General features: G+C 69.8%; 27 protein-coding genes and 1 pseudogene. 8 read left to right on the plus strand and 20 right to left on the minus strand.

All coding sequences use genetic code 11. The features are described 5' to 3' along the window. Position 1 precedes the first annotated feature (1 nt). The 3 genes and pseudogenes from U8D42_RS13200 to U8D42_RS13210 form a co-directional block, all read right to left on the minus strand. Entirely contained in the window at positions 2-691 is a 690-nt protein-coding gene (locus tag U8D42_RS13200; RefSeq protein ID WP_322860061.1) for a hypothetical protein, read from the minus strand. Positions 692-725: 34 nt separating this feature from the next. Beyond that, positions 726-1,694, minus strand: a complete 969-nt coding sequence (locus tag U8D42_RS13205; protein WP_322860060.1) for a DMT family transporter — start codon at positions 1,692-1,694, stop codon at positions 726-728. Between the two features lie 275 nt (positions 1,695-1,969). Continuing rightward, positions 1,970-2,419: pseudogene (locus U8D42_RS13210) on the minus strand (DMT family transporter); the annotation flags it as partial. A gap of 232 nt (positions 2,420-2,651) precedes the next feature. Between U8D42_RS13210 and U8D42_RS13215 the strand changes: the two are divergent. Beyond that, positions 2,652-4,013: a DUF349 domain-containing protein gene (locus tag U8D42_RS13215; protein ID WP_085239990.1), complete on the plus strand. Its 1,362-nt coding sequence runs from the start codon at positions 2,652-2,654 to the stop codon at positions 4,011-4,013. Here U8D42_RS13215 and U8D42_RS13220 read toward each other — a convergent pair. The 4 genes from U8D42_RS13220 to recA all read right to left on the minus strand — a co-directional run bounded on the left by U8D42_RS13220 (position 4,010) and on the right by recA (position 7,739). Beyond that, positions 4,010-4,639 (minus strand): Rv2732c family membrane protein, encoded by a 630-nt coding sequence (locus tag U8D42_RS13220; RefSeq protein WP_322860059.1) that lies wholly within the window; start codon positions 4,637-4,639, stop codon positions 4,010-4,012. The two genes, U8D42_RS13215 and U8D42_RS13220, sit on opposite strands and share 4 nt — an antisense overlap. Next, positions 4,627-6,147, minus strand: coding sequence for a tRNA (N6-isopentenyl adenosine(37)-C2)-methylthiotransferase MiaB (gene miaB, locus U8D42_RS13225; protein ID WP_322860188.1), 1,521 nt, complete (start codon positions 6,145-6,147; stop codon positions 4,627-4,629). Before miaB ends, U8D42_RS13220 begins: the two co-directional genes overlap by 13 nt. 61 nt (positions 6,148-6,208) lie before the next feature. Further along, complete coding sequence (gene recX / locus U8D42_RS13230; protein ID WP_322860058.1) at positions 6,209-6,721, minus strand: recombination regulator RecX; 513 nt, start codon at positions 6,719-6,721, stop codon at positions 6,209-6,211. After that, entirely contained in the window at positions 6,687-7,739 is a 1,053-nt protein-coding gene (recA, locus tag U8D42_RS13235) for a recombinase RecA (RefSeq protein WP_007171543.1), read from the minus strand. Before recA ends, recX begins: the two co-directional genes overlap by 35 nt. A gap of 363 nt (positions 7,740-8,102) precedes the next feature. Here recA and U8D42_RS13240 point away from each other — a divergent pair, with 363 nt between their 5' ends. Then, positions 8,103-8,780 (plus strand): (2Fe-2S)-binding protein, encoded by a 678-nt coding sequence (locus U8D42_RS13240; RefSeq protein WP_322860057.1) that lies wholly within the window; start codon positions 8,103-8,105, stop codon positions 8,778-8,780. Positions 8,781-8,787: 7 nt separating this feature from the next. On the opposite strand, the gene U8D42_RS13245 is transcribed toward U8D42_RS13240, so the two are convergent. The 3 genes from U8D42_RS13245 to U8D42_RS13255 are packed head-to-tail and all read right to left on the minus strand — an operon-like array spanning position 8,788 to position 10,488. Then, positions 8,788-8,982 (minus strand): DUF3046 domain-containing protein, encoded by a 195-nt coding sequence (locus U8D42_RS13245; protein WP_085239986.1) that lies wholly within the window; start codon positions 8,980-8,982, stop codon positions 8,788-8,790. A 44-nt stretch (positions 8,983-9,026) separates the two neighbouring features. Beyond that, complete coding sequence (locus tag U8D42_RS13250) at positions 9,027-9,290, minus strand: hypothetical protein (protein ID WP_085239985.1); 264 nt, start codon at positions 9,288-9,290, stop codon at positions 9,027-9,029. Between the two features lie 31 nt (positions 9,291-9,321). Then, positions 9,322-10,488: a glycosyltransferase gene (locus tag U8D42_RS13255; RefSeq protein ID WP_322860056.1), complete on the minus strand. Its 1,167-nt coding sequence runs from the start codon at positions 10,486-10,488 to the stop codon at positions 9,322-9,324. A gap of 53 nt (positions 10,489-10,541) precedes the next feature. Here U8D42_RS13255 and U8D42_RS13260 point away from each other — a divergent pair, with 53 nt between their 5' ends. Then, complete coding sequence (locus U8D42_RS13260; protein WP_322860055.1) at positions 10,542-10,973, plus strand: limonene-1,2-epoxide hydrolase family protein; 432 nt, start codon at positions 10,542-10,544, stop codon at positions 10,971-10,973. A 10-nt stretch (positions 10,974-10,983) separates the two neighbouring features. On the opposite strand, the gene pspM is transcribed toward U8D42_RS13260, so the two are convergent. The 4 genes from pspM to pgsA all read right to left on the minus strand — a co-directional run bounded on the left by pspM (position 10,984) and on the right by pgsA (position 13,803). Then, positions 10,984-11,739 carry a phage shock envelope stress response protein PspM gene (pspM, locus tag U8D42_RS13265; protein WP_322860187.1) on the minus strand — a complete coding sequence of 252 codons (756 nt, stop codon included), beginning with the start codon at positions 11,737-11,739 and terminating at the stop codon, positions 10,984-10,986. Between the two features lie 61 nt (positions 11,740-11,800). Then, positions 11,801-12,631, minus strand: coding sequence for a phage shock protein PspA (gene pspA / locus U8D42_RS13270; RefSeq protein ID WP_322860054.1), 831 nt, complete (start codon positions 12,629-12,631; stop codon positions 11,801-11,803). Positions 12,632-12,759: 128 nt separating this feature from the next. Next, entirely contained in the window at positions 12,760-13,086 is a 327-nt protein-coding gene (gene clgR, locus U8D42_RS13275) for a transcriptional regulator ClgR (protein WP_085242009.1), read from the minus strand. Positions 13,087-13,203: 117 nt separating this feature from the next. Beyond that, positions 13,204-13,803 (minus strand): CDP-diacylglycerol--glycerol-3-phosphate 3-phosphatidyltransferase, encoded by a 600-nt coding sequence (gene pgsA / locus U8D42_RS13280; protein ID WP_322860053.1) that lies wholly within the window; start codon positions 13,801-13,803, stop codon positions 13,204-13,206. 38 nt (positions 13,804-13,841) lie between these two features. Here pgsA and U8D42_RS13285 point away from each other — a divergent pair, with 38 nt between their 5' ends. Next, positions 13,842-14,369, plus strand: a complete 528-nt coding sequence (locus U8D42_RS13285) for an amino-acid N-acetyltransferase (protein ID WP_085242010.1) — start codon at positions 13,842-13,844, stop codon at positions 14,367-14,369. A 68-nt stretch (positions 14,370-14,437) separates the two neighbouring features. On the opposite strand, the gene U8D42_RS13290 is transcribed toward U8D42_RS13285, so the two are convergent. Then, complete coding sequence (locus tag U8D42_RS13290) at positions 14,438-17,119, minus strand: DNA translocase FtsK 4TM domain-containing protein (RefSeq protein WP_431523767.1); 2,682 nt, start codon at positions 17,117-17,119, stop codon at positions 14,438-14,440. On the opposite strand from U8D42_RS13290, the gene U8D42_RS13295 reads away from it, so the two are divergent. From U8D42_RS13295 to U8D42_RS13305, 3 genes are read left to right on the plus strand one after another with little or no spacing between them, the layout of a single operon-like run. After that, positions 17,118-17,432: a putative quinol monooxygenase gene (locus tag U8D42_RS13295; protein WP_085242012.1), complete on the plus strand. Its 315-nt coding sequence runs from the start codon at positions 17,118-17,120 to the stop codon at positions 17,430-17,432. The two genes, U8D42_RS13290 and U8D42_RS13295, sit on opposite strands and share 2 nt — an antisense overlap. Continuing rightward, positions 17,429-18,250 (plus strand): mycofactocin-coupled SDR family oxidoreductase, encoded by an 822-nt coding sequence (locus U8D42_RS13300; protein WP_142278429.1) that lies wholly within the window; start codon positions 17,429-17,431, stop codon positions 18,248-18,250. Before U8D42_RS13295 ends, U8D42_RS13300 begins: the two co-directional genes overlap by 4 nt. 6 nt (positions 18,251-18,256) lie before the next feature. After that, positions 18,257-19,129, plus strand: coding sequence for an SAM-dependent methyltransferase (locus tag U8D42_RS13305; RefSeq protein WP_322860051.1), 873 nt, complete (start codon positions 18,257-18,259; stop codon positions 19,127-19,129). Between the two features lie 43 nt (positions 19,130-19,172). Here the strand turns inward: U8D42_RS13305 and U8D42_RS13310 are convergent, their stop codons facing one another. The 3 genes from U8D42_RS13310 to U8D42_RS13320 form a co-directional block, all read right to left on the minus strand. Then, the gene (locus U8D42_RS13310) at positions 19,173-19,763 is read right to left on the minus strand and encodes a hypothetical protein (protein WP_322860050.1); all 591 of its coding nucleotides are present in this window, start codon (positions 19,761-19,763) and stop codon (positions 19,173-19,175) included. Between the two features lie 77 nt (positions 19,764-19,840). Then, positions 19,841-20,155 (minus strand): ESX-1 secretion-associated protein, encoded by a 315-nt coding sequence (locus U8D42_RS13315; protein WP_085242016.1) that lies wholly within the window; start codon positions 20,153-20,155, stop codon positions 19,841-19,843. Between the two features lie 71 nt (positions 20,156-20,226). Beyond that, on the minus strand, positions 20,227-21,540 hold the full coding sequence (locus U8D42_RS13320; RefSeq protein WP_322860049.1) for an EspA/EspE family type VII secretion system effector: 1,314 nt from the start codon (positions 21,538-21,540) through the stop codon (positions 20,227-20,229). A 269-nt stretch (positions 21,541-21,809) separates the two neighbouring features. On the opposite strand from U8D42_RS13320, the gene U8D42_RS13325 reads away from it, so the two are divergent. Continuing rightward, the gene (locus U8D42_RS13325) at positions 21,810-22,157 is read left to right on the plus strand and encodes a YbaB/EbfC family nucleoid-associated protein (protein ID WP_322860048.1); all 348 of its coding nucleotides are present in this window, start codon (positions 21,810-21,812) and stop codon (positions 22,155-22,157) included. 14 nt (positions 22,158-22,171) lie between these two features. On the opposite strand, the gene U8D42_RS13330 is transcribed toward U8D42_RS13325, so the two are convergent. Then, complete coding sequence (locus U8D42_RS13330; protein WP_322860047.1) at positions 22,172-23,848, minus strand: ribonuclease J; 1,677 nt, start codon at positions 23,846-23,848, stop codon at positions 22,172-22,174. 17 nt (positions 23,849-23,865) lie between these two features. Further along, entirely contained in the window at positions 23,866-24,768 is a 903-nt protein-coding gene (gene dapA / locus U8D42_RS13335; RefSeq protein ID WP_322860046.1) for a 4-hydroxy-tetrahydrodipicolinate synthase, read from the minus strand. Positions 24,769-24,780 lie beyond the last annotated feature (12 nt).

Here is a 24,780-nt window from a genome sequence, read left to right on the forward strand (position 1 = left end):
CTCAGAGCTGCCAGGCACCGGCGAAGTAGCCCACGCCGTAGGGGGCGCCCCGGTACAACTCCTTGGCCGATCGCGGTCCGGGTTCGGCCAGCCCGGCCAGGACCTGGAAGGCGGCCCGGCCCAGGATCTGCCGCGGCAGCCGCGTCAGTGCTGCGACGTCACCGGTGGCCAGCGCGTCGTCGAGGGCCTGCTGCGCGTCGGCGTTCCCCGGGTCGTAGCCCCCGGGGGCGGCGGGGGTCAGGGTGTTGGCGCCGTCGGCCACCACCAGCACGCCGATGGGCTCGGGTGAGGCGTCGATCTCGGCGCGCAGCAAACGCCCGCGGTCCAGCGCGGTGCCGGCGTCGTGGTCGGCGGAGTAGACCCGTGCCCGCGCGGTGGCGTCGGGGCGGACCTGGCCGCGGAGCCAGGCGGCGAGCAAGACGCACACGGGCAGGTCGGCCGGCGACTCGTCGTTGGCCGACGGGGACAGCCGCACGCGGAGGTCCACCCCGAAACCCGCGAAGGTGCCGGCCGTGTGGGGACCGCACGCCTCGTCACGCGCGGCGGTCCCGATGACGCTCCAGCGCGCGGGCAGCAGGGCGGCCGCCGCCAGCACCGCGGCCGCCAGGTCGGTCACCTCCGCGGCGGCGGCTCCGGCGAGCTCGGGCACCAGCAGCGGGGCCGACGGAACGATCGCAATGCCGCTGAGCACGCCACCAAACTAACGTTTCGCCGGCGCGGCGTTTTCAGGCCTCGGCCGTCGCCGCCATGATGTGACCGCTAACAGGGTCGGCCTCGTCGTGGCCGGGCGACCACGTGCCCGGCGCGATCTCTCCGGCGTCACGGCCGACCTGCGCGACCATGGTGGCGGCCTCGCCGCGGGCCAGCGCGATCGTCGCCACGATCACCACGGCCACGGCCGCGACCAGCACGAAGGCCTTGGGCCCGGTGGCGTTCAGCGTTTCGCCGAGCACGAAGATGCCCAGCAGGCCGGCCACCACGGGCTTCGCCACGGTCATCGTGGGCATGGAGGCCGTCAGCGCGCCGGCACGGAACGCCGACTGCTGGAAGATCATCCCGGTCAGCGCCAGCAGCAGCCAGGGCACGAACTCGGGTGCGGTCAGCACGGCCAGTGGGCCGCCCTCGGACACCTCGACGATGCCCTTGGTCAGCACCGCGAACAACGCCAAGGCCGACCCGGCCACCACGGCCAGCAGCGCGGCCGCCAGCGGGCTGCCCGACCAGATCCGCGCGGCCACCACGCACGCCACCAGCAGTGGCACCGCCACCGCGGCCACGACGGCCCACGTCCCGACCGCCGCGCGCTGATTGCCGGAGGCCGGGTCGCCGACGAGGATGACCACGGCCAGGGCGCCGGCCAGTATCACCGCCCAGATCCACTCCCAGCGGGTCACCCGCCGCTTGGTCAGCCGCGCGTAGATCGGCAGCGCGAACAGCAACGCGGTCACCTGCAGCGCGGTCACCAGCACCACCGAGCCCCAAGCCAGCGCGCCGGCCTGCAGGCTGTAGTTGACGATCGCCGCCAGGCCCCCCAACCACCAGCGGGTGTCCCGCAGCGACATGCGGAACAACTCGAGATGGCCGACATCTTTGTCCGTGATTTCCTGCGCCGAGCGCTGGCGGATCACATCGCCGACCGCGGACGCCATCGCCGCGCACAATGCGATCAACGCCGCGACATCAACCTTCGACATAGCGACCCCTCACCTCAAAAACTGCCCCGACCAGCTTTCCCTCGCGCAATGGCAAATACACTCAAAATTCGCCTTCAATTCAGCAACAACCGTATGACGTTGCCCACGCCGCAGGCGTTCAGCGAATCACCCTCGTCGTTCATACGTCATCAACCTATGGAAGTGCTGTGGGTAACACTGCAATCGGGTAACGCCGGCAAGTCACGCGGGCTGGGCTGCGGCGAGTCCGAGCCGCGCCGCGACCCGGTCCCGCGTCGCGCAGGCGTCGACCCGCGCGCTGCCAGCACCGGTGCCAGGACCGCCGCCACGGTGGCCCACGTCCGTAGCGACGCCGTCGCATGGCCCGCCTGCGGGTTGCCGACCGTCACGACCACCGTCACCGCCGCGGTCAGCACCACCGCCCAGGCCCACTCCCGCGCGGTGACGGAGCGGCCTGCCGACCTGGCGCTGATGGGCAGCGCGAACAGCAGCGACAGGACCAGCAACGCCTGCACCAGCAACACCGAACCCTGGTTCAGTGCGGCCGCCTGCAAGCCGATGCTGACCACCGGCATCACGGCCCCGCACCTCCACCGCCGGTTGCCGAGCAACCTGCGGAACAGTTCAAGGTGCCCGACCGACGTGTCGGTGATCCGGTGTGTCGCACGCTGCTGCAGCACGTCGCCGATCGCGACGCAGAGCGCCGACGCCAACGCGAGCAAAGCGGCGATGTCCGCCTTGGCCATGGTTTCTCCGCCCGAGTCAGGGTACGGAGAACTGTCGTACCCGCTGCGTCTGCGGCGATGCATCCCGCGCGAAAGGATCACCGGTGGCGGCGCACGGGCCGCCAAGCTGCTTGAATACTGGTGAGTAGCTGTTGGGAGAGCCGCGATGCCGACCCACAGGTACAGCAGACGGTGCCGCTACGCGCGGCAGGTGCGCGGAACAGCAACCGCGCGAAGGGTAGGTGACCAGCGCATGACGGCTGACGAACCCCACGGCGCAGAGCCGGCCGGGCCGGCGCCCCAACCGGTTCCGGGCCCGGTCCCACGCCCGGGACCACGCCCGGGTCCCCGGCCGCAGGGCCCGGGGCCGCGGCCCGCCGTGCACCCGGTGCCGGCACCGCCCACCAGCGATCCGCACCGGTTCGGCCGCGTCGACGACGACGGCACGGTGTGGCTGATCACCGCCGGCGGCGAGCGCGTCGTCGGCTCCTGGCAGGCCGGTGACCCCGAAGCCGCCTTCGCCCACTTCGGCCGCCGCTTCGACGACCTGAGTACCGAGGTCACGCTCATGGAGGAGCGGCTCGCGGCGGGCACCGGCGACGCCCGCAAGATCAAGGCGCACGCCTCCGAGCTCGCCGAGACCTTGCCGACGGCGGCCGTGCTGGGCGACGTCGACGCGCTCGCGCGCCGGCTGACCAGCCTCGTCGAACAGGTCGAGGCCACGGTCGCCGCGGAGCGATCCCGTCGCGACGAGCATCGCGCCGCCCAGACCGCGCGCAAGGAGGCGCTGGCCGCCGAGGCCGAGGAGTTGGGCGCCAACTCCACGCAGTGGAAGACCGCCGGCGACCGCCTGCGGGCCATCCTCGACGAGTGGAAGACCATCAACGGCCTGGACCGCAAGGTCGACGACGCGCTGTGGAAGCGCTATTCGGCGGCCCGGGAGGCGTTCAACCGGCGGCGCGGATCCCATTTCGCCGAACTGGACCGCGAACGGCTGGGCGTTCGCCAGGCCAAGGAACGACTCTGCGAACGGGCCGAGGAGCTGTCCGATTCGACGGAGTGGGCCGCCACCAGCGCGGAATTCCGCAAGCTGCTCACGGAGTGGAAGGCGGCGGGCCGAGCGGCCCGCGACGTCGACGACGCGCTGTGGCGGCGGTTCAAGGCGGCCCAGGACGTCTTCTTCACGGCCCGCAACGCGGCGACGGCGGAGAAGGACGCCGAGCTGCGGGCCAATGCCACCGCCAAGGAGGCGCTGCTGGCCGAGGCGGAGAAGATCGACACCGGCAACCACGACGCGGCCAGGGCGGCGCTGCGCTCGATCGCCGAGAAGTGGGACGCGATCGGCAAGGTGCCGCGGGAGCGGTCCGCCGAGTTGGAGCGTCGGCTGCGGGCGGTCGAGAAGAAGGTGCGCGAGGCGGGCGAGGCCGACTGGTCGGACCCCCAGGCGCAGGCGCGCGCCGAGCAATTCCGCACCCGCGCCGAACAATACGAGCAGCAGGCCGAGAAGGCCGCGGCTGCGGGCCGCACCAAGGAGGCCGCAGAGGCCAGAGCCAACGCCGAACAGTGGCGGCAGTGGGCCCAGGCGGCCGCCGAGGCGCTGACCCGTAAGCCCTAGGCTTCGGACCCCCGGGACATCGGGTCGGGGCGGTTCGGAATGTCGGCCCTGGGGCCGCCGCCCAGGCTGTCGAGCAGCGTCATCGACTGCTGCTGCGCCGCGACCCGGCGCCGCTCCTCCTCGGCCGCGAGTTGCACGATGGTCCGCGACCACACCACCCGGGTCCACTGATAGGTCAGTACCAGGACGACGATCCACGCCGCGATCAGCCCCACCCCGGGGCCCGGATGACCCGCGGCCACCGTCTGGCGCGACCAGATGGCCAGCAGCCCCGCCGCACCGGCGAGCGCCGAACCCGCCAGCGCGACCCAGGCCAGCGCCCAGCGGCGGGTCACCAACGCCAGCATCGAGAACCCGACGCCGAACACCAGCGTCAGCCAGCCGAAGACGCGCGACGGCAGCGCCACCGCGGCCGCGCCGGCCCCGCGGCTGCTGAACAACACGTCCCAGCCCCGCACGGAGCCGGTGTGCGGCAGGATGAACGATCCCAGCAACACGAAGACCAGGATCGCCACGACGAAACCGCGCGGGCCCGGGTCGAATCCGCGCGCGACCCGGCGCTCGGCGGCCTCGATTTCGCTCCGCAGGACGTGGTAATGCGGGTGTTCTTCATTCATCGGGCACATCCAAGGGGTTGGGTGGATTTCGTGGGGCCGGGCGGTCCCACGGCGGGCATGCCGAGACCAATGCCGCCGGGGCGGTGCCCGGCGGCGTGCGCGTCTCCCGCGCGGGTCTGGCGGTGGCTGAGGATGCCGGCGTCGGCGATGAGGTGGTGCGGCGCGGCCTGGGTGATCACCGCGGTGACGACGTCCCCCGGTCGCACCCGGTCGTCGGCGCCGAAGTGCACCAGGCGGCCGTCGCGGGCACGGCCCGTCATCCGGGCCGTGCGGATGTCCTTGCGCCCCTCGCCGGCGGCGACCAGCAATTCCACGGTCTGGCCGACCAGCGCGCGATTACCCTCCAGCGAGATCTGCTCCTGCAGCTCGACCAGCCGCTCATAGCGTTCCTGCACAACGGCTTTCGGGAGCTGCCCGTCGAGTTCGGCGGCCGGGGTGCCGGGCCGCTTGGAGTACTGGAAGGTGAACGCGGCCGAGAACCGGGCCTGGCGCACGACCTCCAGGGTTTGCGCGAAGTCCGCTTCGGTCTCGCCGGGGAACCCGACGATCAGGTCGGTGGTGATGGCGGCGTGCGGCATGGCCGCGCGGACGCGGTCGATGATGCCGAGGTAGCGCTCGGCGCGGTACGAGCGCCGCATCGCGCGCAACACCCGGTCGGAGCCCGACTGCAGCGGCATGTGCAGGGCGGGGCAGACGTTCGGCGTCTGGGCCATGGCGTCGATGACGTCGTCGGTGAATTCGGCGGGGTGCGGGGAGGTGAACCGCACGCGTTCCAGGCCGTCGATGTCGCCGCAGGCCCGCAGCAGCCGCGCGAAGGCGCCGCGATCGCGGGGCAGCGTCGGGTCGGCGAACGACACCCCGTAGGCGTTGACGTTTTGGCCCAGCAGCGTGACCTCGAGCACGCCGTCGTCCACCAGCGCCCTCACCTCGGCCAGGACGTCGGCCGGGCTGCGGTCGACCTCCTTGCCCCGCAACGAGGGGACGATGCAGAAGGTGCAGCTGTTGTTGCACCCGACGGAGACGGAAACCCAAGCGGCGTAGGCGGATTCGCGCGCGCTCGGCAGCGACGACGGGAACTCCCGCAGCGACTCGGCGATCTCCACCTGGGCGGTCTTGTTATGCCGGGCCCGTTCGAGCAGCGTGGGCAGCGACCCGATGTTGTGCGTGCCGAACACGACGTCGACCCAGGGCGCCTTGCGCAGCAGCGCGTCCCGGTCTTTCTGCGCCAGGCAGCCCCCGACCGCGATCTGCATCTCGGCGTTGGCCCGTTTACGCGGGGCCAGGTGGCTGAGGTTGCCATACAGCTTGTTGTCAGCGTTTTCGCGGACGGCGCAGGTGTTGAAGACGACGACGTCGGCGTCGGCGCCCTCGACGGCCCGCCGATAGCCGGCCGCTTCCAGCAGACCCGCCAACCGCTCGGAGTCGTGCACGTTCATCTGGCAGCCGTAGGTGCGGACCTCGTAGGTGCGCGCGGGCCCCGCGTCGCCGGCCGCACCCGCAGCGTCCCGCACCACCATCGAAGTCACGGAGCCATGGTACGGCGACCGGTCGGCCCGCGAGAAACCGCACGTCAGCGGGCTAAACTCGGCGGCGCTCCCGTTCGGCGGCCAGCTCGGCCAGGACCACTTGGCACGCGAGGTTCTGGCTGTAGCCGCGACGCGCGAGCATTCCGACCAGCCGGCGGGTCACCCGCGCGTCGTCGCCGTCGAGCGTTTCCCGGCGCAGCTTCGCCCGCACCAACTGCTCGGCCCGGCCCCGTTCGGCTCCCGCGTCGATTTCGGACAGCGCCGTGGCGATCACGTCCCCGTCGACGCCCTTGGTGTGCAGTTCGGCGGCCAGGGCCCGGCGGCTTTTCGCCCGGCGGGACTGCACCCACTGTTGTGCGAAGTCGGTGTCATCGACCAGGCCGACGGCGGCGAGCCGGTCGAGCACCGAAGCGCTGACGTCCTCGGGGTAACCGCGTTTCGCCAGCTGGCCGTGCAGCTCGGCCCGGGTGCGCGCCCGCGCGGTGAGCAGGCGCAGGCACAGCGTCCGCGCCTGCTCCTCGCGGGAGGGCTCAGAAATCGACGGGGGCGGGCAGGACGCTGTCATCGGACAAGCCATCGGTCACGACCGCACCAATGCCGAGCTTTTCCTTGATCTTCTTCTCGATCTCGTTGGCCACCTCGTCGTTTTCCATCAGGAAGGTGCGGGCGTTCTCCTTGCCCTGACCGAGCTGCTCGCCTTCGTAGGTGAACCAGGAACCGGACTTGCGGATGAAGCCCTGCTCCACGCCCATGTCGATCAGCGAGCCCTCCCGGCTGATCCCCCTGCCGTAGAGGATGTCGAATTCGGCCTGCTTGAACGGCGGCGACACCTTGTTCTTGACGACCTTGACGCGGGTGCGGTTGCCGACCGCGTTGGTGCCGTCCTTGAGCGTCTCGATCCGGCGCACGTCCATGCGCACCGACGCGTAGAACTTCAAGGCCTTTCCACCAGTGGTGGTTTCCGGGCTGCCGAACATCACCCCGATCTTCTCGCGCAGCTGGTTGATGAAGATCGCGGTGGTTCCCGAATTGTTCAGCGCGCCGGTCATTTTCCGCAGCGCCTGGCTCATCAGCCGGGCCTGCAACCCGACGTGGCTGTCACCCATCTCGCCCTCGAGTTCCGCGCGGGGCACCAGGGCCGCCACCGAGTCGATGACCAGGATGTCCAGCGCGCCGGAGCGGATCAGCATGTCGGCGATCTCGAGGGCCTGCTCCCCCGTGTCGGGCTGGCTCACCAGCAGGGAATCGGTGTCCACGCCAAGCTTTTTGGCGTAATCGGGGTCCAGGGCGTGCTCGGCGTCGATGAACGCCGCGACGCCACCGGCGGCCTGGGCGTTGGCCACCGCGTGCAGGGCGACGGTGGTCTTACCCGAGGATTCCGGGCCGTAGATCTCCACGACCCGGCCGCGGGGCAGCCCGCCGATGCCCAGGGCCACGTCCAGTGCGATGGATCCGGTCGGGATGACCGAGATCGGCTGACGCATCTCGTCGCCGAGACGCATCACCGAGCCTTTGCCGTAGCTCTTTTCGATCTGGGCCATCGCCAGCTCGAGAGCCTTCTCGCGGTCGGGGGCTTGCGCCATGGTGCCTCTCCTATGGTTCGGTGTGTTCGGTGACCGGTGTCGGTCGGTTGGCCGTGACACTAGAGAAGGCCACCGACAAGTTGACTCACCGAACGTTCCCCACAGTAGCCGAACACGTGTTCGATTCAAGTGGACACGCCGGGCCCGGCAACCCCATGTGGCAACATCTGCTGCCGAAAGGCGCCGACAGGGCCGATGAAGCCCGACGGGGCCGATAAAGCCCGACGAGCCTGAGGAAACCGGCGTGAATCCGGTGCGGTCCCGCCCGACCGGGGTCCGCCCCGTGAGCCGGACACTCGCCGTCGGCGCTCCCCCAGGATGTCGGGGCGGATCTCCCCTTGAAGGAGGCTTGGTCGCGCACACATGGACATCTCTGCTGAGCTGGCCGAAATCTCTTCCCTCCATGGGTTTTTCGCGTTGACCGTGGGTGGCGACGCGGCCGGATGGCACCCGGTCGGTCGGTCGTACGCCGACGGCTTCACCGACTTGGTCGACGCCACCGCGAGGCGCTATCGCACGACGGACCTGCGGATCGCGGCCTCGCTGGTCCAGCTCGGTCACGCCACCCGCCTGTGGTCACCGGTGCTCGCGTGCGCGCTGGGCCATGGGGTCGTGCCCGACCTCGACGACCTGCAACGCGCCGACGAGGGGGCGCAACTGCGGTTGCCCGCACCCGTCGGGCGGCCCGTCGACCGGCCGTCGGCGGGATTGCTCTACCGCATCGTCGTCGAACAGCACCTGCGGCCGCTCGCCGCCGGACTGCGGGTCAAGCTGGCGCCGGCCCTGCTGGCGGGCAACATCGCCTCCGCGCTGGTCGGGGCGTCCCGCGCCCTGCTGACGGCGCGGCCCGGCCTGCGCGGCCCGATCGTAGAGGTGACGAACTCGCTGCTGGACACCGGCACGCTGGCCGGATCCGGCGCCGTCACCGGCGCCCTTCTCGACTTCAGGCGGCGCAGTTGCTGCCTGTTCTACCGCGTGCCCGGCGGATCGGTGTGCGGCGACTGCGTGTTGCGCCGAACACCGCGCCGCACCCGCGGATAGCCCGGATTCACCACTGGTCGCGCGGCACGTCGAAGTCGACGCACAGGGCCCGCCACACGTCGCGGGGCTCGACGCCGTCCTCGATCGCCTGGTTGGCGGTGCGGCCGTCGAATCCGGTCAGCACGTGGTCCGCCAGCACCGAAGAGCCGTACGCCGCGCCGAAGCGCAGCACGACCCGCTCGTTGAATTCCGTTAACCGCACGCCAGCAAGATACCCACCGGTGCAGTGATCAGACACCGGCCCCGTCACCGCCAGCTGGCCGGCAGGTCGGCCCAGTGATTCGGGCAGTAGTCCTGAACGGCCTCGGACATGATGGTCCGCGCGCGCTCCGCCGACATCCTGGAACGCAACTGCATGAAGGCGTATTCGACCGGCTCGAATCCCTGCTGAGCGGCCGCCGGGTCGTCCATCAACTGGCAGGCCTGCTGCTCGTCGCCGCTGTCGGCGTGCGCGATGCCCGAGCCGAACACCAGGGCCAGAAGCAGGCCGCCGGCGGCGATCGTCCTCATTGCCATTGCCCTCCCGTCGCGAACCGGCCAATCATCCCGCAGGGGCGAGCGCTTCGTGGCACACGCGGACCGGATCGGCCACGCTGGCGATGCTAGCGGCGGCGGCCCGGGCGGCTGCCCGGTATCCGGGCGAGCACAGCACCTCGTTGACCGCGGCGACCAGCGCCTCGGGGGTCAGCGGCCGGATCAGCCGCCCGCTGCCCTGCCGGACCACCCGGTTGGCCATCTCCCATTGGTCCCCGCCCCCGGGCACCACCACCAGCGGCACCCCCGCCAGCAGCGTCTTGGCCACCATGCCGTGCCCGCCGCCGCAGACCACCACGTCGGCGTGCGTCAACAGCTCGGCCTGGCTGCCCAGCCCGACCACCGCCCACGGCGGCACCTGCAGATCCGCCCCGCCCAGCCGCGAGACCACCAGCCGCGATCCGGCCGGGAGCGTCTCCCCCGGCCGCAGGTGAGCCAGCGCGACCTCGGCCAGCCCCTCGGTCCCGGTCAATGCGGTCGACGGCGCGACCACCACCACGGGCCCCGAGCCGGCCGGGATGTCCAGCACCCGATCGGTCGGTTCGAAGTGCAGGGGCCCCACCAGCACGGCCTCCGGCGGCCAGTCCGGCCGCGGCACCTCCAGGGCCGGCAGGGTGGCGATCAGGCGCCGCAGCGGCCCGGGGTCACGGGCCGGCAGCCCGATCTCGACCCGCGCGGCGGCGCGCTGCCGCAGGCCCGCGCGCCAGGACCGCGCGGTCAGCGCGCGCATCGCGGCGTCGCGGAGCCGGCCGCGCAGGCCGGTGCCCGGCGCCAGTCCGCTGCCGATCGGCGGCAGCCCCTTCGACGGCAGGTACAGCGGATGCGGGTCGAGCTCGATCCACGGGATGCCCAGCAGCTCGGCGGCCATGCCGCCGCCTGCGGTGATGACGTCGGAGACCACCAGGTCGGGCGCCAGGTCGCGCAGCGCGGGCGCGTTGAGGACGGCCATCCGCGCCGCGCGCCGATGGATGCGGGCCCCGGCGTCGACGTCGTCGTCGGTGGCCACCAGACCGTCCAACGCGACGGCGTCGACGCCGGCGGCGCGGGCGGTGTCGAGCCACTGACCGCCGGTGAACAGCGTGGGCTGGTCGCCGGCCTCGGCGAAGCGTTGGCACAGCGCGATCGCGGGAAACGAGTGACCGGGATCCGGCCCGGCGACCACAGCGACACGCATCGGCCTCACCCTGCCACAGCGCGCGACCCGCACGCTCGCCTACGCTGGCAGTCATGACCGAGCTGACCGGTACCGCCGTTGCGAACACCCGCACGGTCGAGGGCTTCCTCAACGCCCTGCAGGACGCGGACTACGACGCCGCCGACGCGGCGCTGGACGACAACCTCGTCTACGAGAACGTCGGGTTGCCGACGATTCACGGCCGCGTCCGGGCTATGAAGCTGTTTCGCCAGATGGACGGCCGCGCCGCCTTCGAGGTGAAGATCCATCGCATCGCCGCCGACGGCGGGGCGGTGCTCACCGAGCGCACCGACGCCCTCATCTTCGGCCCGCTGCGGCTCCAGTTCTGGGTGTGCGGGGTGTTCGAAGTCCACGACGGGCGAATCACGTTGTGGCGCGACTACTTTGACTTCTTCGACATGTTCAAGGCCACCCTTCGTGGCCTGGCGGCCGTGGTGCTGCCGTCGCTCAGGGCGACGTTCTAGCCCGCGGTCATCAGCTGGCGCCGCGCAGCCCGCCGAGTTCGTCGAACGCCTGCGCCCAACCGACCAGGCGGTCGGTCGCCCCGGCCAGCTCGGCGCGGTAGCGCTGCGAGGCGGCCAACTGGTCACCGTTGGCCGACGACACCAATTGGGCTGCGGCGGTGACCATTTCGTTGTACTGGCGAACGCCGGCGCTCAACTGTGCGGTGAACGCGTTGATGGTCGGCACCAGATACGACCGTGACGATTCGCTGGACTGCGCCGCCCGCTCCATCGACACCACCTCCGCGGCGGTGGCCGCCATGGCCGCCGAGGTCTTGTTGGCCGCCGCGCTCAGGTCGCGGATCTCGGCCGTCGGCAACATCGAGCCCCGTTCGATCACGTTCAGCAGGGAGAGGAAACCGCGTTCGGAGGCACCCAGCGCGTACATCGCGGGGCGCGCCGCCGAGCCGGGCGGCGGCAGCCGACGGACGTTGGTGGGGCGCGGTGTGGGCAGCGGCTCGGAACGCAGCCACCGGTAGCGGAACAACAGCAGCGTCGCCGGGACGGCCATGACGACCGCGACGGCGCCGGTGATCTCCAGCAGCAGCGCGAACCAGCCCCAGGCGGCCAGCAGCATCGTGACGGCCGCCCAGAACACGCAGCCGGCGCTGAAGATCAGGCCCCATCGCAGCGCGCGGCGGCGGCGCCGCAGCAGCCGAGCGCGGGGATCCGCGGCGGCGCTGATCTTCTCGGCCACCAGGCCGGACAGGTCGGCGGCGGTGGCCATCCCACGCCCGAGCAACGTGCGCCAAAGGCCGCGCCGCGTCTCGCTCACCGCCGACACCGCGTTACTGGCCAAAAGGCTTCTCGGTGGTCGCGCCCCCGCTGGTCTCCGCGGGCGCGGCGGTCGCCTCCGGAGTGGCCCCGGCGGCCGGCGTCGCTCCGGTCGGCAAGGCTTCGCCGCGCATCGAGGCGCGGATCTGCTCCAGCCGGGAATGGCCGGCCATCTGCACACCGGCCTGCTCGACCTCGAGCATGCGCCCCTGCACCGAGCCCTGGGCCAATTCGGCGGCACCCATCGCGGTGGCGTAGCGGCGTTCGATCTTGTCGCGCACCTCGTCGAGGCTGGGAACGTTGCCGGGCGCGGCGATCTCGCTCATCGACCGCAGCGATGCGCTGACCTGTTCCTGCATCTTGGCCTGCTCGAGCTGGCTGAGCAGTTTGGTGCGCTCGGCGATCTTCTGCTGCAACACCATGGCGTTCTGTTCGACCGCCCGTTTGGCCTGCGCCGCCGCGTTCAGCGCCTGATCGTGCAGCGTCTTGAGGTCTTCGACGCTCTGCTCGGCGGTCACCAGCTGGGCCGCGAACGCCTCGGCGGCGTTGTTGTACTCGGTGGCCTTGGCGGCGTCACCGGCTGCGGTGGCCTGGTCGGCCAGCGTCAGCGCCTGACGCACGTTGACCTGAAGCTTTTCGATGTCGGCGAGCTGCCGGTTGAGCCGCATCTCCAGTTGCCGCTGGTTGCCGATCACCTGCGCCGCCTGCTGGGTGAGCGCCTGATGCGTGCGTTGCGCTTCCTCGATGGCCTGCTGGATCTGCACTTTGGGGTCGGCGTGCTCGTCGATCTTCGCGTTGAACAGCGCCATGAGGTACTTCCACGCTTTGACGAACGGATTGGCCATGAGTGAGCTCCACCTTCGCTTCTTGTGGGCCGGACGGCCCCTGGATGGGCCCGTCGCCTGTCGCTCAATTTAGTGGGTCGGCGCCGATCGCCCTACCCCTGACGCGGGATCCCGGGTGCGGGCCGCGTTCAGGCGATCGCCAGGGACGCCACCGGCGGGATGACGACCTTGGTGTCGGCGTCGATGCTCGGACCGCGCAGCCCGTCGGCGGGCGTCCGCTCCACACCGGCCATCCGCTCGCCCGCGTCGATCAGGACCGACGACAGCGGCACCCGCAAGGCGTCGCAGATGGCGTTGAGCAGCTCGCTGGAGGGCTCCTTGCGCCCGCGTTCGACCTCGGACAGATAGCCGAGGCTCACCCGCGCCGAATCGGACACCTCGCGCAGCGTCCGGCCCTGTGTCATCCGGGACTCCCGCAGCACGTCGCCGATGACCTCGCGCACTAATGGCGGCATGTTCCGCCCTCCTTCGTCCAGTCAGCCCGCGCCCGGAGCGAAACGGCCCCGTCCGGCAGGCGCTCATTAGGTGGAACGCGGCCGGCGGGGTCTTGGTTCCCGTTCCGCGGGACAGATTCAGTCGGTGGTGCGGCGCACTTCGCGGACGGTCGACACGACGTAGTCGATGCCGGTGACAATGGTCAGGAGGATGGCCGCGCCCATCACCACCGCGGCCGTCACGCGGAAGGGACCGGACAGGGGCAGGATGAACAAGCCGATCGCCACGGACTGCACCACCGTCTTGATCTTGCCGCCCCAACTGGCCGGGATGACGCCGCGGCGAATGACGGCCAGGCGCAGCACGGTCACGCCGAGCTCGCGGGCCAGGATGACCACCGTGACCCACCAGGGCAGGTCGCCGAGCATCGACAGCCCGATCAGCGCCGACCCGATCAGCGTCTTGTCCGCGATCGGATCGACGAACGCGCCGAATTCGGTTGCCATTCCGTAGTTGCGGGCCAGCAGGCCGTCCAGCCGATCGGTGATGACCGCGAGCGTGAAGATCACGAACGCCACGATCCGAAAGGCGATCTCGTGGCCGTCCTTGGCGAACAGCGCGAGCAGGAAGACCGGGACCAACACCAGCCGGAGCAGCGTCAGCGTGTTGGCGAGGTTTGCGATGTGGACGCGGCCTGGGGGTCCCATCACCGGACCCGTTTGCGGCTGCCCCGACACGGCAACAGAATAACTGTTGGTCAGCACGCCCGTCCCGGATGCCGATACTGTTAGCCGTGACCGAAAGCTCGCAGGACTGTCTGGTGCGACGCGCGCGAACGTCCGATGTCCCCGCCATCAAGCGACTCGTCGACACCTACGCCGGCAAGATCCTGCTCGAGAAGAACCTGGTGACGCTGTACGAGGCGGTCCAGGAGTTCTGGGTGGCCGAGCGCGAAGGCGACGTGGTGGGTTGTGGCGCGCTGCACGTGATGTGGTCCGACCTGGGCGAGATCCGCACGGTCGCCGTCGACCCGGCGATGACCGGCCACGGCATCGGCCACGCGATCGTCGACCGGCTGCTGGCCGTCGCGCGCGAGCTGCAACTGAAGCGGCTGTTCGTGTTGACGTTCGAGACCGAGTTCTTCGGCAAGCACGGGTTCACCGAGATCGAGGGCACGCCGGTGACCGCGGAGGTGTTCGAGGAGATGTGCCGCTCTTACGACATCGGTGTCGCCGAGTTCCTGGACCTGAGCTACGTCAAACCCAACATCCTCGGCAACTCCCGGATGCTGCTGGTGCTGTAGTCCCGCGAGCAGACGCAAATTCTCATTGAGACGGCCCTACACGTGCGATTTTGCGTCTGCTCGCCAAGCTACTCGTCGGGGTCGCCGCCGTCGGCGTCGCTGCCGCCGCGGATCAACGCCAGCGTCCCGGCCAGCTCGTCGGGCTTGACCAGCACCTCGCGCGCCTTGGATCCCTCGCTGGGCCCGACGATGCCGCGGGTCTCCATCAGGTCCATCAGCCGGCCGGCCTTGGCGAAGCCGACGCGCAGCTTGCGCTGCAGCATCGAGGTGGAGCCGAACTGGCTGGACACCACCAGCTCGACGGCCTGCAGGAAGACGTCCATGTCGTCGCCGATGTCGGGGTCGACGTCCGTGCGCTCGCCGGTGGGCTTGGCCGTGGTGACGCCCTCGGTGTACTCGGGTTCGGCCTGGTCCTTGCAGGCGGCGACGACGGCCTGGATCTCCTCGTCGGTGATGAACGCACCCTGCAACCGGATCGGCTTGCCCGCGCCCATCGGCAGGAACAGGCCGTCGCCCATGCCGATCAGCTTCTCGGCGCCCGCCTGGTCCAGGATGACCCGGCTGTCGGTCAGCGACGACGTGGCGAACGCCAGCCGCGACGGCACGTTGGTCTTGATCAGGCCGGTGACCACGTCCACCGACGGGCGCTGGGTGGCCAGCACCAGGTGAATGCCCGCCGCGCGGGCCTTCTGGGTGATCCGGACGATGGCGTCCTCGACGTCGCGGGGGGCGGTCATCATCAGGTCGGCCAGCTCGTCGACGATCGCCACGACGTACGGGTAGGGCCGGTATTCGCGCTGGCTGCCCAGCGGCGCGGTGATCGCCCCGGAGCGCACCTTCTCGTTGAAGTCGTCGATGTGGCGCACCCGGGAGGCCTGCATGTCCTGGTAGCGCTGCTCCATCTCCTCGACCAGCCAGGCCAGCGCGGCCGCCGCCTTCTTGGGCTGGGTGATGATCGGCGTGATCAGGTGCGGGATGCCCTCGTACGGCGTCAGCTCCACCATCTTCGGGTCGATCAGGATCATCCTGACCTCCTCGGGGGTGGCCCTAGTCAGCAGCGAGACCAGCATGGAGTTGACGAAGCTGGACTTGCCGGACCCGGTGGAGCCGGCGACCAGCAGGTGCGGCATCTTGGCCAGGTTGGCCGAGATGAAGTCGCCCTCGATGTCCTTGCCCAGCCCGATCACCAGCGGGTGGTGGTCGCGGCGGGTCGACGGCGCGGTCAGCACGTCGGCCAGCCGCACCATCTCGCGGTCGGTGTTGGGCACCTCGATGCCCACGGCGGACTTGCCCGGGATCGGGGCCAGCATGCGCACGCTCTCGGTGGCCACCGCGTAGGCGATGTTCTTCTGCAGCGCGGTGATCTTCTCCACCTTCACGCCGGGCCCGAGTTCGACCTCGTAGCGGGTGACGGTGGGCCCGCGGGTGCAGCCGGTGACCGCGGCGTCGACCTTGAACTGGGTCAGCACCTCGCTGATGGCGTCGGCCATGACGGTGTTGGCGGCGCTGCGCTTCTTGGGCGGGTCACCGGCGACCAGCAGGTTCAGCGAGGGCAGGGTGTAGGGGCCCTCGACGACCCGGTCCAGCACCTCGGTCTGCTTCTTGGGGCGACGGCGGCTCTTCCCGATGGCCGGCTCCGGCGTGGTGGGAATGTCGTCCTCGTTGTCGCGCAGGGCGGGGGCCGGGTCGACCGCCCAGGCCGGCGGCTCGTCGCCGGGGGCCGGCACCGTCTCGTCGGGGAAGCCGTCGGAGAAGCCCTCGGCCGCAAGGGGATCGGCGTCGTCGTAGTCGCCGTGGTCGTCGTAGTCGTCGTAGTCGTATTCGTCGTCGCCGAGCAGTCGGGCGCCGAACATGGCGCGCACCGCGTCGGGCACCTCCCGGATGGTCGTCCCGGTCAGCAACAGCAGGCCGAACATGAAGCCGATGAACAACAGCGGCGCGGCGATCCAGGCGGTCAGCCCGTCCGAGAGCGGGCCCCCGATCGCGAAGCCGACGAATCCGGCCGCGCGGCGCCGGGCCTCCGGGTCCTCGGGCGAGCCGGACCACAGGTGGCGCAGCCCGAGCACGGAAAGGGCGATCAGGGTGGCGCCCAGGATCAGCCGCGGCCGCGCGTCGGGATTGGGCTGGGTGCGCATCAGCGCCACCGCCACGCCGGCGGTGACGACCGGGAGCGCCAGAACGCCCGCCCCGATGAAGGTGCGCAACAGCGTGTCGACCCACGCGCCGACCGGCCGGGCGGCGTGGAACCACGAGCTCGCGGCGACCACGACGGAAATCGCGAGCAGCATCAGCGCGATGCCGTCGCGGCGGTGTCCCGGGTCGATGTCGCGGGCCCGTCCGATCGACCGCGCCGCGCCCCCGGTGCTCCGCGCGGCCATCAGCCAGGTGGCGCGCAAAGCGCGGCCGCCGGTCAGTCCGGCGGCCACCAGCAGCGAATGGTTACGCCGCCTGGCAGGCCTGCTCGGCCGTTTGCGGGGCGCCGCCGGCCGCGCGCGACCCGACCCACTCCGCGCAGGGGCCTTTGACCTGCTCGTTCTGGCCTTGGAGCGGGCGGCGGTCTTGTTAGCCATATCGGCCAGGGTAGTCGCATCGACATCATCTGCACCACCCGCCACACGGGTAACGATTCGGCCCGTGCGCCATCTGGCGGGTCCTCCGCCGGACCGCGTGAGTAGGGTAGACAAGCGGTGATTTAGATAACAGAAGTCATGCGCGTCACCCCCACCCGTTGCCCCAGGAGGCCCCAGCATGCCCGTCGTCGTCGTTGCCACCATGACCGTCAAACCCGAGTCGGTCGACGCAGTCCGCGACATCCTCACGCAGGCGGTGGAGGAAGTGCACAACGAACCGGGCTGCCAGTTGTACTCGCTGCACCAATCGGGCGAGACCTTCGTGTTCGTCGAGCAGTGGGCCGACGAAGAGGCGCTCAAGGCCCACAGCACCGCGCCGGCCATCGGCAAGATGTTCGGCGCGGCCGGCGAGCACCTCGCCGGGGCGCCCGACATCAAGATGCTGCAGCCGGTTCCCGCGGGGGACCCGGACAAGGGTCAGCTGCGGTCGTGATGACCCGGCCACTCGAAGGCAAGGTCGCCTTCATCACCGGCGCGGCGCGCGGGCAGGGACGCGCGCATGCGGTGCGGCTCGCCGCCGACGGCGCGAACATCATCGCGGTCGACCTGTGCGAGCAGATCGCCAGCGTCCCCTACCCCCTGGCCACCGCGGAGGACCTGGCGGAGACCGTCAAGCTGGTCGAGGACACCGGTGCGCGCATCGTGGCCGCTCGCGGCGACGTGCGCGAGCGCGCATCACTGTCGGCCGCGCTGCAGTCGGGCCTGGACGAGTTCGGCCGGCTCGACATCGTCGTGGCCAACGCCGGCATCGCTCCGATGCAGTCCGGTGACGACGGCTGGCGCGACGTCATCGACGTCAACCTCACCGGCGTCTACAACACCATCAAGGCCGCCATCCCGACCATGGTCAAGCAGGGCACCGGCGGCTCGATCGTGCTGATCAGTTCGAGCGCCGGCCTGGCCGGCGTCGGAAGCCCGGACGCGGGTTCGGTCGGCTACGCCGCCGCCAAGCACGGCGTGGTGGGGCTGATGCGAGTGTACGCGAATCTGCTTGCCACGCAGTATATTCGAGTCAACTCGATCCACCCGTCCGGAGTCGAAACGCCGATGATCAACAACGAGTTCACCCGGGAGTGGCTGGCCAAGATGGCCGCCGCGACCGACACGCCCGGGGCCATGGGCAACGCCATGCCGGTGGAGGTCCTGCAAGTCGAAGACGTCGCCAACGCGGTGGCGTGGCTGGTGTCCGACCAGGCCCGCTACATCACCGGCGTGACATTGCCCGTCGACGCCGGATTCCTGAACAAGTAGCGGCCCATGGCCCGAAATCCCGCCGCCCAGACCGCCTTCGGACCGGTGGTGTTGGCGGCCGTCGAACACAACGAGCCGCCGGGCCGCCGCCTGGTGGACGACGATCTCGCGGAGCTGTTCCTGCCGGCGCCGCTGCGCTGGCTCGTCGCGGCGACCCGCGCGGCGCCGGTGCGCCGCTTGATGATGCGCGCATCGGAGTGGTCCGGCCGCGGCCTGTGGGCGAATCTGGCCTGCCGTAAGCGATTCATCGGCGACAAGCTGGCCGAAGCGCTGGACGGCATCGACGCGGTCGTCATCCTCGGCGCCGGATTGGACACGCGTGCTTACCTTTTGACGCGGCAGGTCCGCATCCCCGTCTTCGAGGTCGACCTGCCGGTCAACATCGCCCGCAAGCTCAAGACGGTCCGGCGGGTGCTGGGCGGACCGCCGATGTCCGTGCGGCAGGTGGCACTGGACCTGGAGCGGGACGACCTGCTCACCTCCCTGGCCGAGCACGGCTACCACACCGACTACCGGACGTTCTTCATCTGCGAGGGCGTAACCCAGTACCTCAGCGAGAAGACCGTCCGGCGAACCTTGGAGGGGTTGCGCGCGGTGGCGCCCGGCAGCCGTTTGGTCTTCACCTACGTCCGGCGAGATTTCATCGACGGCACCAATCGATACGGCACCCGCACGCTCTATCGCAGCGTGCGCCAGCGGCGACAGTTGTGGCACTTCGGCCTGCAGCCCGACGAGGTCGGCGGGTTCGTCGGCGAGTACGGCTGGCGGCTGCTCGAGCAGGCCGGCCCCGACGAGCTGGTTGCGCGTTACGTCGCACCCACCGGCCGCAAACTCACTGCCTCCCAAGTGGAGTGGTCGGCCTATGCGGAGAAGGTGTGACGGCGCACGTTCCGCGGAACTGCGACGCGCAGCCACCAACACGTCATCTCTTGCTGTGGTACCGGGTGGCGAACACCTCAGCCTGCGCCACAGCGGCCGACTCCGGTGATGTTAAACCGAGGCCCTGCTCCATGAACTCTTGTACGGCGTCGGCGCCGTCAGACCCCACCTCACGCATGACTTCCGACAGGGAAGACCCGTCCAGCCAATAGCTTTGCTGCGCAGCCAATCCCTGCTGCCGGGCCAGGGCGGCAATGACCAGTATCTCGTCCGCGAGCTCGGCTTCGGTCATGCCCGTCACCTTCGGTGACAACCCGACACTTTCCATGGTGCCGTCCAAGAGCACCGACACCGACACGGTCCCGGGCGGGTTTGTCACCGTGACGACTTCGACGGCGTCCTTCTGCGGTTCCCCGGAAGCCGGACTCTGCGAGTTGATCGCGTCCAAGTCGGTTGTGGTATCGACCGGCTCGTTCGGCGAGAACTCGCCCAATGCCTCGATGACCGACTCGCTGCCTTTGCCGTCTTTGGGAGCTGAAAAGTCCAACGCATCCGATGGCGCCGGGTCGCCGGAACCGGACATGTCCGCGGTGAAATTCAGGGCGGCCAAAGCGTCGTCGGTGGGCTGCGACATGGCTCCTCCTTTGCAAAGAATGACGTCAATGGTCGGCGGATCGAGCCCCGGTCAGATGCTTCCCCCACTCGACGCGATCAGCGCTCGAGCACCTGCGCGTCGATGTTCCTGCTTGTTTCGTCGTCGGCGCTTTGGTAAACGGCTCTCGCGGTGCGCAACTTGCCGGAGAGCTCGGTCGACGCCTTGCTCATGGCCTCGGCCGTGCTCTTCCGCGCGGCCGCGGCGTTGGTGAAGGCCACGTTGGACGCCCCGCTCACGATGCCGTGGGTGACCCAGACGGCAGCCTTGATGTTGTCGCCTGCCGTACCGGCGGTCGAGGCTTGGGTAGCCGCTTGGTCTTGTGCTGTTGCCAGCTTCTTGAGGTGTTCCGGCGTGACGATCAGGTCGGCCATAAGTCACTCCTCCTTTGCCCTGGACTGCTGTATCCGGTTGTGCCACAACATGGTCGGCTGGAAAATCGGCATCACACGGCGCGCTCGACTCCACGTGGCGCCTGCGCCGTGGGGGCGTCGGCCGGTGCCGCCTCGACGGGCGCGCGCTCAGCGCCGAGTGTTCCCAGCCCCGCCCCCGTGCCCTCGACGTCGCCGTCTGCGGCGCGGACCTCCTCGGCGGTCGCCGCCGGAGTTTGTGCCACCTTGCCCTGCCGGGCCGCTTGAGCGAGGGTGCGCAACTGGCCGCGGGCCTGGTTGACGAGGTCTTCGTGGCTGGACAGGTTCGTGGCCTGCCCTGTCGTTGCCGCCAGCTGCACCAACGTGGGCATGTTGGCCGTCGACGTGGACGGGGCCGTTTGGTCGGGTGCGCTCTTCGCGGGTCCGTCGGCCTCGCCGGCCCGCGAGGCGACGCTCGGCCCGCCGACGGCGGCCGACGTACCGGACATACCGGCCGATATCGCCTCGAAGCTGGCCACCGTGGACTCCGTCGCGGTGGCTACCCCCGTCTCGGTGAACGCACCGTTTTGAACGATCGCACCCGCCAGCTCCGAGTACGTGACGGCCAAAGCATCCGCCTTTGTGGCGTGCTCGATGGAATATCCGAGCAACGTGCCAAGGAAGCTCACGGCAGCACCAATCCCGAGGACCGCAACCGTGATTGCGAAGGCTTTCGCCGCGACGGGACCGGCCGGGGCGGGCACCGTAAACGTAATGGTCATCTCGATGACGAGGGCCACCAGAAGAAAATCCTTCAATATGCCGAACGCCAATTGCATATGGCCGACCCACTCGGCCTGCGCTTTCACGAGGGCCGCCAGCTGGTCATCAAGACCGGCCATGGTCTGGGCGGCGTTACGGAGCGCCGTGTCCAGCCCGGCATAGGCGTCCGAAGCGCTGCCCTCCCAGCCGGTGTCCGGAAGGGCGGACTTCAGCTGCTCGGCGAGCGTCGTGAATTGCTGCGATCCGCCTTTGAGGGAATCGCCCTCGTACGGTGTACCGAATCCGGCCGTCAGCGCCAATAATTCGACGGTAGTAATCGTCCAGGAGATGATGCTGAGTCCTTGAGCGTGTTGTTTTGCGCCCTTCAAACCTCCAAGCTGCCCGAAAAATTGTTCTTGAGCATCTTGGGGGAGCGACTTGATGTACCCGGAGATCATGTACCCGGCAAAAGGATTCAATACCAGGGACCCGCCGTCACCCGCCATATTCAAGCCGGTCACGGCCTTGCCTTCGGCGCTCGATTCCGAGCCGCTCCAGCCGCTGCTGTCGAGGCCCAGGCCCGCGCCTTGTTGCCCCAGGGCGGCCAGGCTGGCGATCAACTTCGCGGCTGCGGCGAACACAGACATCGGCAATTCCCTTCGTGCTTTCGGGCTTGGTGGACGTTGGGCCTGAGCACCGCGTTCACCCGTTGAGCGTAACGCCGCTCCCAGCATCCCCGGCGCACGAATTATGGTCGGAGCCCCGACCGCAACTGTTAACTGGATTCCCTACAAAGAAGGCGGGTCCAATTCAGCACAAGCCGATGGCATGGCTAAACGCATACGGTCGGCGGGCGAATCGAATTACACTGACGGTTGCCGCCGGACCCGCAGCGCTCCCGGAAGTAAGGACGCCCATGACCGCCGAAATGCACCCGCAGGTCGCCGAGGCGCTGCGGCAGGCCCAGCAGTTTCAGTCGGTCCTCGACGACCACATGCACCGAACGCACACGGAAACGGTGACGGCGACAGACGAAAACGAGAGCGTCGAAGTGACCCTGGATCCGCACCGCGGGTTGACCGCCCTCACCATCGAACCGGGCCTGCTGAGGCTGGGCGCCGCGGTGGTGGAAGAGCGCATCAACGAGGCGCTGCGGAACGCAGTGGCCACCGCCACCGCGGCCACCGACGGCGAGGACGAACGACTGGTCGCGGCGCTGGCTGAGATCGCGGGATCTCTCAAGAACAGCCTGGGCTTGACCTAGGCGGGCCGAGCGCCTCAGACCTCGATGACCGTCGGCACGATCATCGGCTGCCGGCGGTAGGTCTCGCCCACCCACTTGCCGACGGTGCGGCGCACGGCCTGGGCGATGCGCCCCGGGTCGGTGATGCTGTCGGCGGCGAGCAATTCCAGCTCCGCCTCGACCCGGCGCACGGCGGGTTCCAGCGCCTTGGGATCTTCGGAGAACCCCCGCGAGTGCAGGTGTGGGGCGGCCGCCGGGCGCCCGGTGCCGCGATGGACGACCACGGTCACCGCGACGAAACCCGACGACAGGATGAGCCGTTCGCCCAACGTGATGTCGCCGACGTCGCCGCCGATCAGTCCGTCGACGAACATCTTGCCGACCGGCACCGCCCCGGCGATCGACGCCGTGCCGGCGACCAGGTCGACGCTGACGCCGTTCTCGGCCAACAGGATTGACTCCTCCGGCACACCGGTGCTGGCCGCCAGCTTCGCGTTGGCGCGCAGCATCCGCCAGGTGCCGTGCACGGGCATGACGTTGCGCGGGCGCACGCCGTTGTAGAGGAACAACAGCTCACCGGCGTAGGCGTGACCCGAGACATGCACGCGCGCTTGGGCGTTGGTGACGACCCGGGCCCCGATCTTGGCGAGCGCGTCGATCACGCCGTAGACGGCCTCCTCGTTGCCGGGGATCAGCGAGGAGGCCAGCACCACCAGGTCCCCCGCGGTGAGCGTGATGCTGCGATGCTCGCCGCGCGACATCCGTGACAGCGCCGACATGGGTTCGCCCTGGGTGCCGGTGGTGATCAGCACCACCCGCTCGGGCGGCATCAGCTCGGCGGCGCCGATGTCGATCACGTCGGAATCATCGACCCGCAGGAATCCCAACTCGCGGGCGATGCCCATGTTGCGCACCATCGACCGCCCGACGAACGACACCCGCCGGCCCAAAGCCACGGCCGCGTCGATGATCTGCTGGACGCGGTCCACGTTGGAGGCGAAGCACGCCACGATCACGCGCCCCTCGGCGCCCCGGATCAGGCGGTGCAGCGTCGGCCCCACTTCGCTTTCCGACGGCCCCACGCCGGGGATCTCGGAGTTGGTCGAGTCGCACAGGAACAGGTCCACCCCGGCGTCGCCGAGCCGCGACATCCCGGGCAGATCGGTGGGCCGGCCGTCGAGGGGCAGCTGGTCGAGCTTGATGTCGCCGGTGTGCAGGACGGTGCCCGCGCCGGTGTGCACGGCGATCGCCAGCGCGTCGGGGATGGAGTGGTTGACGGCGAAGTACTGGCACTCGAACACGCCGTGGGTGCTCCGCTGTCCCTCGGTGACCTCGACGAACACCGGCTTGAGCCGGTGTTCGCGGCATTTGGCGGCGACCAGCGCCAGGGTGAACTTCGACCCGACGACGGGGATGTCCGGGCGCAGCTTGAGCAGGAACGGGATGCCACCGATGTGGTCCTCGTGCGCGTGGGTCAGCACCAGCGCCTCGATGTCGTCGAGCCGGTCCTCGATGTGGCGCAGGTCCGGAAGTATCAGGTCCACTCCCGGCTCGTCGTGGGTGGGGAACATCACCCCGCAGTCGATGATCAGCAGCCGGCCGAGGTGTTCGAAAACCGTCATATTGCGGCCGATTTCGCTGATGCCGCCCAGCGCGGTGACCCGCAGCCCGCCAGTGGTCAAGGGACCGGGAGGGGCGAGGTCTACATCCACTTACGGGCCCCTTCAGCTCACCGGAGCACCGATGCCGCGCGCATATCGGCGGCCAGCGCATCCATCTGCTCGGGCGTTGCGGGCATCTGCGGCAACCGGGGATCGCCGACCTCGATGCCCTGCAGGCGCAGACCCGCCTTGGACATCGTGACGCCGCCCAGCCGGCTCATCGCGTCGCACAGCGGGGCGACGGTGACGTTGATCTTGCGCGCGGTGGCGATGTCGCCGGAAGCGAAGGCCGCCAACATCTCTCGGAGCTGGCCGGCGGCCAGATGCGAGATCACGCTGATGAAACCGGTGGCGCCCATGGCCAGCCACGGCAGGTTCAGTGCGTCGTCGCCGGAGTAGTAGGCCAGCCCGGTCTCGGCGATGATCTGGCCGCCGCTGTGCAGGTCGGCCTTGGCGTCCTTGATTCCCACGATGTTGGGGTGGGCGGCCAGCGCACGAATGGTTTCGGTCGCGATCGGGATCACCGAGCGTGGCGGGATGTCGTAGAGCAGCACGGGCAGCTCGGTGGCGTCGGCGACGGCGGTGAAATGCGCGATCAGCCCGCTCTGCGGCGGCTTCGAGTAGTAGGGCGTGACCACCAGCAGTCCATGGGCGCCCTCCGCGGCGCAGGCCCTGGCCAGCCGGACGCTGTGGGCGGTGTCATAGGTGCCCGCGCCGGCGATGACCCGGGCGCGGTCACCCACCGCCTCCAGCACGACGCGCAGCAGGTCCCGCTTCTCGTCGTCGGTGGTGGTCGGCGATTCGCCGGTGGTTCCGGAGACCACCAGGCCGTCGCAACCGGCATCGACCAGGTGGTTGGCCAATTGTGCCGCGGCGGCGGTGTCGAGCGAGCCGTCGGGAGCAAACGGTGTCACCATCGCGGTCAGCACGGTTCCCAACCGTGCCGGGGCGTCGAATCCGACCGTGCTCACGGTCTTTAGGTT

Origin of the sequence: Mycobacterium europaeum (assembly GCF_034555895.2) — a bacterium.
GTDB classification, from domain to species: Bacteria; Actinomycetota; Actinomycetes; order Mycobacteriales; family Mycobacteriaceae; genus Mycobacterium; species Mycobacterium europaeum.